The sequence below is a fragment of the Streptomyces sp. MCA2 genome (assembly GCF_023544705.1).
Lineage (GTDB): Bacteria > Actinomycetota > Actinomycetes > Streptomycetales > Streptomycetaceae > Streptomyces > Streptomyces decoyicus.
Map to the genome: position 1 here is coordinate 1 of NZ_JAMJFM010000104.1, position 8,719 is coordinate 8,719.

5 protein-coding genes are annotated in these 8,719 nt (G+C 72.1%); 3 read left to right on the top strand and 2 right to left on the bottom strand.

The window, feature by feature from the left end; all coding sequences use genetic code 11:
- Positions 1–26: 26 nt before the first annotated feature.
- Entirely contained in the window at positions 27–1,445 is a 1,419-nt protein-coding gene (locus M8I34_RS40760; RefSeq protein WP_250058112.1) for a HEAT repeat domain-containing protein, read from the bottom strand.
- 311 nt (positions 1,446–1,756) lie between these two features.
- Between M8I34_RS40760 and M8I34_RS40765 the strand changes: the two genes are divergently transcribed.
- The gene (locus M8I34_RS40765) at positions 1,757–3,223 is read left to right on the top strand and encodes a PP2C family protein-serine/threonine phosphatase (RefSeq protein WP_250058113.1); all 1,467 of its coding nucleotides are present in this window, start codon (positions 1,757–1,759) and stop codon (positions 3,221–3,223) included.
- A gap of 158 nt (positions 3,224–3,381) precedes the next feature.
- On the opposite strand, the gene M8I34_RS40770 is transcribed toward M8I34_RS40765, so the two are convergent.
- Entirely contained in the window at positions 3,382–4,908 is a 1,527-nt protein-coding gene (locus tag M8I34_RS40770; protein ID WP_250058114.1) for a hypothetical protein, read from the bottom strand.
- A 285-nt stretch (positions 4,909–5,193) separates the two neighbouring features.
- On the opposite strand from M8I34_RS40770, the gene M8I34_RS40775 reads away from it, so the two are divergent.
- Together M8I34_RS40775 and M8I34_RS40780 are read left to right on the top strand one after the other, a co-directional pair.
- Positions 5,194–6,327, top strand: coding sequence for an aminoglycoside phosphotransferase family protein (locus M8I34_RS40775; RefSeq protein ID WP_250058115.1), 1,134 nt, complete (start codon positions 5,194–5,196; stop codon positions 6,325–6,327).
- Positions 6,328–6,720: 393 nt separating this feature from the next.
- The coding region (locus M8I34_RS40780; RefSeq protein ID WP_250058116.1) for an N-acetylmuramoyl-L-alanine amidase at positions 6,721–8,719 on the top strand (1,999 nt) is incomplete at its 3' end.

Genomic DNA, 8,719 nt, shown 5'->3' on the forward strand with positions numbered 1-8,719 from the left:
GGTACAGCCGAAAACGTGGGAAGAGCCTAGGACCCCTCGGGTCCGATCCGGCTGCGCACGGCCGTTTGTACCTCGGCCTCCTCGGCGGGGTCGGCGGCGAGGCGGCGAAGCTGTTCGACGACCCGGTCGTCACCGGTGGCGGCGTGCCGGGCGGCCAGTTCCCGGGTGGTCTCCTCGCAGTCCCACAGGCACTCGACGGCGAAGCCGGCCGCGAAACCGGGGTCGGTGGCGGCGAGCGCACCGGCGGCCCGGCCGCGGAGGTGGGAGGAGGACGTCTCCCGGTAGATGTGCCGCAGGACGGGGGCGGCGCAGCCGACGCCGAGGCGGCCGGTGCCGTCGACCAGCTCCCACAGGCCGTCCGCGTCCGGCCCCTCCTCACGGACCGTGCGGCGCAGCGCGGCCAGCACCGGTCCGGCGTCGCGCCGCCCGCCGCGGCGGGCGAGCATCGCGGCGGCGGACGCACCGAGCAGGTCCGTGCGCGGCGCCCAGACCCGGGCCCGCTCGACGGCGGCCACACTGCGCATCCGTGCGAAGGCGGCGAGCGCGGCGGACGCCAGCCGCTCGGAGGAGAAGGGGTCGACGACCGCGTCCTCGATCAGATCGAGGGCGTCCGGGTCGCCGCGCTCGGCGAGGTGGTGAAGTACGGCGGCACGGGCGGCGTCCGGTGCGCTGCGCGCGGCGCGCAGCAGCTCCGGGCGGTCCTCGGGACCGGCGACGGCGGCCAGGCAGCGGGCTGCGGCGAGGTGCCGGTGTTCCTCGGACTCCGGCTCCAGGCCCTCTTCGGCCCACTGGAGCACCTCGGTCACGCTCCAGCCGGGGCGCGGCCCGCGGGGCCGCAGCTGCCGCTGCCAGCGGTCGAAGGAGCCCTGTTCCCCGGCGGCGGCCAGTCGCGGGCCGTACCGGGGGTCCTCGGCCCACAGGCGCCAGGGCCGGGGCTCGAAGGCATCGCGCACGGCGGTGGCCAGCGCGGCCCGGCCGTCCTCGGTCTCCGGGAAGCGGGCGAGAACGGCGGGGGCGAGGGTCATCAGCCCGGCGTCGTCGTCACGCAGCGCAAGCTCGTCCAGGGCCCAGCGCCAGTTGCTGCCGGCCGCGGCATAGCTACGCAGCAGCAGCCGGGCGGCGTCCCTGCCGTACGCGGCGAGGTGGCCGAGGACCGCGAGGGCCAGGCCGGTGCGCTCCTCGCCGGTGTCCACGAGGTCGTCGGGGTGGAAGAGGTGCCGTTCGATCTCCTCGAGCCCGCCGTCGAGCTGCATATAAAGGCGCGCGTAGTAGAGCGAGCGGTTCTCGACCTGCCAGTCGCGACGGGGATCGCGCAGCACGCTGTCGTTCAGTGCCGCGAGCGCCTCGGCCCGCGGCGCCGCGAGGGCATGCAGGGTCCCGTCGCCGCGGCCTCGCTGGAGGAGGCCGAGCAGGGTGCCACTGGGCGCTATGTCTGGATCGAACATGAGGTCAGCATCCGGTGCGGGGGGCAGGCTGGCAACGGGATTTCCGCTGACCGGCATTCTTGCCGGTGACTGCGGGCCGTAAGCCTCGTTCCCACCATGGATCGGCGGAAGCGCCTGCGTACGGCGGCCGAAGCCTAGCCTGGAAGCTGTCATTCCGCCGATTCGCCCCCGGTATGCCCCAGGAAGGCCGGGGGCATATGCCAGATGCACCACCGTATCGGGTAGTGCCAAATCCCTTACGGACGGTCGCCGCCTGTGCAACAGTCGTTACCGGCCCTTCAGCCCGGCGCCGCCTGATCACGGAGTACGTCATGCCGTCCCCTCTCTTCGCGGATCACCCAGCCGACCGGCCCCCCGAGCGCGACACGGTCGAGTCACTCATCACGCAGGCCCGCCGCCTGCGCGGTGACCTCGATGCGGTGCGCCAGGGGTCCGCAGTGGACACCGGCCTCGCCACGGACCCGCAGCTGCGCTGGCAGCGGGCGCTGTGCGATCTCGCCGTCCACCACCTCGACGACCTCGGGGGCCATCTCGACCAGCTGAGAGAGGGCCTGCCCGCCGAGAGCGAGGACGCCCCGGCGCCGGAGGCCGAACTCCCCCCGGCCGCGCCGGAACCCGAGCCGCATGAGCGCGGTGCGCTGCTGCGCCGGGTGGGCAGCGCCGAGTGGAATCTGCTCACGGACGAGGTCAGCTGGTCCGACGAGCTGTTCGCCATGTTCGGCAGGGCCCCGTCCGACGGACCGCTCACCCTCGACGAGCTGCCGTCCCTGGTCCACCCCGATGACCAGGAGGGGCTGGCCACCATGGTCACCGACTGCCTGGTGGACGGCCGGCCGATCGACGGCGAATTCCGCATCGTGCGCCCGGACACGAGTCTGCGCACGGTGCACATGGTGGGCGAGCCGGTGCTCGACGCCGACGGCAGCACCGCTTGTATGTGGGCCGTGCTGCGGGACGTCAGCGAGCTGCGCCGCAGCCAGCAGGCGGTACGCGAGACCCGTGACTCGCTGCACCGCGAGCGGCATATCGCGCAGACCGAGCACCGGCTTGCGGTCGAGCTACAGGAAGCCGTGCTGCCCCCGTGGCGCGGCTCCCTGCGGTTCCCGCAGGGTGGTCCGGTCGCCCTCGATCTCTCCGGGCGCTATCTGCCGTCCGGCACCCGCGACCTGATCGGCGGGGGCTGGTACGACGCACTGCAACTCCCCGACGGCACCACGCTGTTGAGCGTCGGCGATCTCACCGGCCACGGCGCCACCGCCACGTCCGGTATGGCCATGGTCCTCGGCGCGCTGCGCGGTATGGCGGTCGCCGGAAACCGGCCGGGGCCCCTGATGTGCTTCCTCAACCAGCTGCTGGACACCGCTGCCCAGCCGGCGCTGGGCAGCGCGGTGTGCGGCCGGTTCGATCCCGCCGCGCGGACGCTGGAGTGGGCCCAGGCCGGGCACCCCGCGCCACTGCTCTTCCGCGGCGGCACGGGGCGCGCGCTGGACCCGCCCGAGGGTGTCCTGCTCGGGGCGACCTCGGGTGCGGCCTACACCCAGCACACCGAGCAACTGGAGCCCGGTGACCTGCTCGTCCTGCACACCGACGGCCTCGTCCCACGCCGTACGCACGGTGTGCACGCCCCCCATGAGGGCACCGAGCGGCTCCTCGCCCTGGCGCCTCGGTTCGCCGCGGCGCGCAGTGCGCAGGACAGCATCCGCATCGTCGTCGAGGAGTTCGGCAGCGCCGAGCGTGAGGACGACGCGTGTGTGCTGATCGCCAGGGTCGGCGACTGACACACCCCGCGGCAGCTGAGGGCGGACCGGCGCATCCTGAGCCGGCCGCCCCGTGGGCGTCGGTGGACCGACCGTCGGCTGACGGATGAGGCAGTGGAGCCGTGGAGGACGCCACCCCTCCGGGTGACGTACCGTCACGCTCGCCGCGTCCTCCCGTCTCAGGCCGGGAAGTTCTTTCCGACTCGTGATCCGATTCCGGGGCCGAGACCCGACCCCTTGGTCTTGGGCTTCGCCTTCGGCAGGACATCCTGGATCTCCTCGCGCAGGTCCTGGATCTTGGCGTAGTTCGCATACTGTCCCGTGAGCCGGAACATCTCGCGGAGCCGGTCCCAGGTGCGGTGCGAGGAGTTCTCCCCGATGGAGACCAGCGCCAACCGGGCGTAGCGGTCGGCCTGTTCGGGGTCGTCGCCGATGAAGCAGGCCGAAGCCATCGAGATGTAGTCGAAGATCTGCGACCGCTGGCGGCCGTTCTCCCGCAGCTTCAGGGCCCGCTTGGCGTGATGCTGGGCGATCCTGGCGGCCGACGGATCGTGGTCGGCGAGCGTACGGAACGCCAGCGCCTGCATGCCGTGCAGATCCGCCTCGTCGAACATCTGCATCCAGCTCGGCGGCGGCACATCGCCCTTGTCCGAGACGAACAGGTCCTCCGCCTCGCCCAAGGTGCGGCGCATCGCCTGGCCGTGGCCCTTGGACGCCTGCGCCCAGGCCTCGATGGTGTGCAGCATGGCGCGGGTGCGCGGCAGGGTTTCCTCGCCGGAGCCGGACTTGGCGAGCTTCATCAGATCCAGCGCATCGTCGGGGCGGCCCAGATGGACCATCTGACGGGCGGCACGGGAGAGCGCCTCGCCGGCGCGCGGGCGGTCGCCGCCCTCGCGCGCCGCATGGGCGGCGATGATGAAGTACTTCTGGGCGGTGGGCTCCAGGCCCACGTCATGGGACATCCAGCCGGCCAGCACCGCCAGATTGGCGGCCACCCCCCACAGTCTGCGCTGGAGGTGGTCGGGGTGGCGGTAGGCGAGCATGCCGCCCACCTCGTTGAGCTGGCCCACCACGGCCTTGCGCTGTAGCCCGCCGCCGCGGGCCGCGTCCCAGGCGCGGAACACCTCGACCGAGCGCTCCAGCGCATCGATCTCCTGCGACCCCACGGGGGCCGCCTCATAGCGGTCGAGGCCGATCTGGTCGAGTTCGTCGAAGGAGTCGGAAGCAAACGGGTCGTGGCGTGGGACGGCCGCCGGGCCCGGGTCGGTGTGCAGCCAGTCGTACATGGCGCCGGTGAGTGCGGAGCCCGCGGCGAGTGCGGCGCCCGCACCCACCAAGCCGCGTCGGTTGAGCATGAGGTCCATTCCCGTGAATTCCGTGAGGACCGCAGCGGTCCGTTCGGGAGCCCACGGCAGACCGTCCATGGCCTGCCGCTTCCCCGAGCGACCGGTTCTTGCGAACCCGAGGTCCTCGATGGTTACGACACGGCCGAGGCGCTCGGTGAACAGGGAAGCCAGAACCTTGGGCACCGGATCGCGCGGGGTCTCCCCCATGTCGATCCAGCGCCGCACTCGTGAAGTGTCGGTCGCCAGCTGCGGATGGCCCATGGCCGCCGCCTGCCGGTTGACCAGTCTCGCCAGCTCTCCTTTGGACCAGCCGGCCAGGCCGAAAAGGTCCGCGAGACGGGTGTTCGGCTGCCTGTCCACGTCAAGCCCCCAGGTTCCTCGACTGAGTTGACAGTAACGGCCGGTGACATGGGCTGTGGGCATTCGCCAGGGTTCGCCAGGGTGCGCCAGATGGTCTGCCACCCGCAGCCGCGTGTTCTGTAGATATGCCGCCCCCGGCCTGGTGGCGGGACCGCATTCCCCAGGGTGCGCGCCCTTCACAGGGGCCCTGGATCGGCCTCCTGCACGGGGCCCGTTCACGGGTTCCCATCACCGGGCCGGGGAGCGCACGCAACTCGCCGGCGCACGAAGGGATCTGTTTCACCCATGTATGCAGCATCGTCCGCCGTGACCGCCCCCACCCGGCCGTACCGCCCGCACCCCACCGGAAGCGGGCCGTATCTCGACCCCTCCCCTTCCGCGGGGGCGCTGACCGGTCTCCCCGGCGGCCGTACCCGGCGGACGCAGACGACGGGCGCCCAGCCGCTCAGCGGGAGACTCGACCTGTCCGGCCCCCAGGGCGCCCAGTTGCGCGCCGCGGTCGCCTCGGTGCACCGCATCTGCCCGGAGTTCAACCCGGTGCAGGTGCTGCGGCGCAGCGGCAAGTCCGTCCTTCTCGTCGGCACGACGGGCCGCATGACCGCGGTCGCCAAGTGTTTACTGGACCAGTCCCCCGCCTGGTCCGAAAGGTTCCGGCAGGAAATAAGCGCATACCGCGCATTCGTCCGGCATCGTCCGCCGGTACGGGTGCCGCGTCTGGTGGCGGCCGATCCCGACAACTGCACACTGATCGTGGAGCGGATGCCCGGCCGGGTGGCAGCGCTGACCCGGCACCCGTCCGAGGCGCCTCCCCGCGCGGACGTACGGGCCGCGCTCAGCGCGATCTGCCGGATCAACCTCTGGCGTCCGCCGGCCGGGCTGTTCGACGCCCCGCTGGACTACGCGGGCCGGATCGGCCGCTACCACGACCTGGGGCTGCTCACGGACCGGGACATGGGCGATCTACAGAAGCTGTTGCACGGTCTGTCGCACACCCAGGGCCAGTTCTGTCACGGCGATGCGCTGCTGAACAATGTGCTGCTCTCCCCCGCGGGCCCGGTCCTGCTGGACTGGGACAGCGCGGGCTGGTATCTGCCGGGCTACGACCTGGCGACGCTGTGGTCGGTGCTCGGTGACGCGCCGGTGGCCCGCCGGCACATCAGCCAGCTCGCCCAGAACGCGGGACCGGCCTCGCGGGACGCCTTCCTGGTGAATCTGATGCTGGTGCTCACCCGCGAGATCCGACGCTATGAGACCGCGGTCCAACGGACCATGCGCGAACCCACGCCGACGGGCACACCGGGTCCGGGACTACCCGGCGTGCCCGCAGCGGGCGAGGAGCAGCGGCTGCTCCTGCGCCGGCTGCACGACGACTGCCAGATGGCACGTCGTGCGGTGCGGGCGGCGGTCGGCACCCGCTGACTGCCGAAGGGGTGCCGGATGTCGCCGGCACCCGCAAGGGGGGACTGTGAGCGGCGCGCCCGGGTACGGGGTGCGCCGCTCACCCATGTGCGGCGGACCGGCCTTCGCCCCTCCCCTTCGCCCCTCTCCTCCGGCCGTCCGTCCGGCGGCCGTCGTCCGCGTCAGGTCATTGGTCCATTCCACTGACGCCCCGCAGGCCGGGCACCGGTCCGGGAAGGCTCCTCTGGAGACGCCCTGACATGCGAAATCCCGAACAGGCACGGTGATTGACGGACCCTCGGCAAACGTATAGCTCTAAGCCGAAGGGGGCTCTAGTCTCGGGTCCCGCCCGTGCGGCCGTTTGCGCACCCGCCGTCACACCGCCCCGGCTCGGGCCGGCTCGAGGAGGTTGCTTTGCGAGGATCCGCCCCGGAAGACGAGAAGAGATTCCACCGCCCCGCCCTGCGCAGATCCGCCACCGCCGTCGCGGCAGCGGTGCTGCTGCTGCCGCTCTCGGGAGCACCGTCCGCACACGCCGGGCCACCCCGGACGGATGAACTTCAGCGAGCCTTCACCGACGCCGCCGCCCGCTTCCATGTGCCGCGCAGTGTGCTGCTCGGCGTCGCGTACCTGGAGTCCCGCTGGGACGCCCATGGCGGCGCGCCCAGCGTCTCCGGCGGCTACGGCCCGATGCATCTGACCGACGCCCGTACGGCGCTGGCGCGGGCCCCGGAGTTCAGCGAAGGCGACGAGGACGCCCGCGGCGACGGCGCGCGGCCGCGTAAGAACGTGCCTGCCGGGGGTGCCTCGAAGCGGGCCGTGGTGCCCGCGGAACTCCCCGCGCGGCTGCGGACATTGACGACGGCCGCCACGCTGGCCGGCCTTCCGGCCGAGCGGCTGCGGACCGACCCCGCGGCCAATGTGCTCGGCGGGGCGGCGCTGCTCGCGGCGGAGCAGCGCAAGCTGGGGCGGACCGCCGGCAGCGACCCGGCGCGGTGGTACGGGGCGGTGGCGCGCTACGGCGGCCAGGACGACCTGCGCGGCGGCCAGGCCTTCGCGGACGAGGTCTACGAGGTGATGCGCCGGGGCCAGACGCGCACGACCGACGCGGGACAGCAGGTCACGCTGCCCGCCACGCCGGAACTGACCCCCGACGCCACCCAGAAGAAACGTCTCGGCGAATCGACCGCCAGGGCATCGGCGCCGCAGTCAGCTCGCAGGCCGGAGTGCCCGCACAGCGTCGCCTGCGAGTCGGTCCCGGCGCCGTACGAAGAGTTCGGCGACGGTGACTACGGCAACCACGACAAGGCGGACCGGCCCGACGACCAGCGGGTCAGCACCATCGTCATCCATGACACCGAGGGGTCCTGGGAGACGACGCTGAAGCTGATCAAGGACCCGACCTATGTGTCCTGGCATTACACGATCCGCTCCGCGGACGGTCTGATCGCCCAGCATGTGCCGACCAAGGACGTCGCCTGGCATGCGGGCAACTGGTACATCAACTCGCACTCCGTCGGCATCGAGCACGAGGGCTTCCTCGCCGCGCCGGACGCCTGGTACACGGAGGCGATGTACCGCACGTCGGCCCGGCTGGTGAAGTATCTGAGCCGCAAGTACGACGTGCCGCTCGACCGGCAGCACATCCTGGGCCACGACAATGTGCCCGGCACGACCACCGCCACGATCCCCGGTATGCACACCGACCCCGGTCCGTACTGGGACTGGGCGCATTACTTCACCCTGCTGGGCAAGCCGTTCAAGGCCGCCTCGGGCTCGCACGGCGGGCTGGTCACCATCCGCCCCCACTACGAGCGGAACAAGCCGGTCTACACCGGCTGCGAGAAGCCCGGTGACCCCTGCGCACCGCACGGCTCCGCTGCGGTCCGGCTGCACACCGCGCCGAGCAAGAGCGCACCGCTGGTCAAGGACGCCGGACTGCACCCGGACGGCAGTGACTCGACGAAGGGCGTGAACGACATCGGTGCCCGTGCCTCGACGGGCCAGCGGTTCGCCGTGGCGGGCCGGTCCGGCGACTGGACGGCGGTCTGGTACCTCGGGCAGAAGGCGTGGTTCCACAATCCGCACCGTGCGCCGACGGCGGTGAACGCCGAGGGGCTGATCGCCACGCCGAAGGACGGCCGGCCGGAGATCCCGGTCTACGGCCGCGCGTACCCGGAGAAGGACGCCTATCCGGCCGGGGTGCCCTACCAGGCGGTCTCGCCGCTGCCGTACAAGCTCGCAGCCGGCCAGGAGTACGCCGTCGGGGACCGGATGACGGGCGACTACTTCTACGCCCCGACCTTCGACGTCTCCAAGCACGCGATCGTGCGCGGCGAGGACGTCTACTACGAGATCCAGCTCGGGCACCGGGTCGGGTATGTGCGGGCGGCCGATGTCGATGTGCGGCGCT

Coding starts and splice junctions, on each gene's coding strand:
- M8I34_RS40760 (WP_250058112.1), bottom strand. CDS start 1,445: ATGTTCGATCCAGACATAGCGCCCAGTGGCACCCTGCTCGGCCTCCTC.
- M8I34_RS40775 (WP_250058115.1), top strand. CDS start 5,194: ATGTATGCAGCATCGTCCGCCGTGACCGCCCCCACCCGGCCGTACCGC.
- M8I34_RS40765 (WP_250058113.1), top strand. CDS start 1,757: ATGCCGTCCCCTCTCTTCGCGGATCACCCAGCCGACCGGCCCCCCGAG.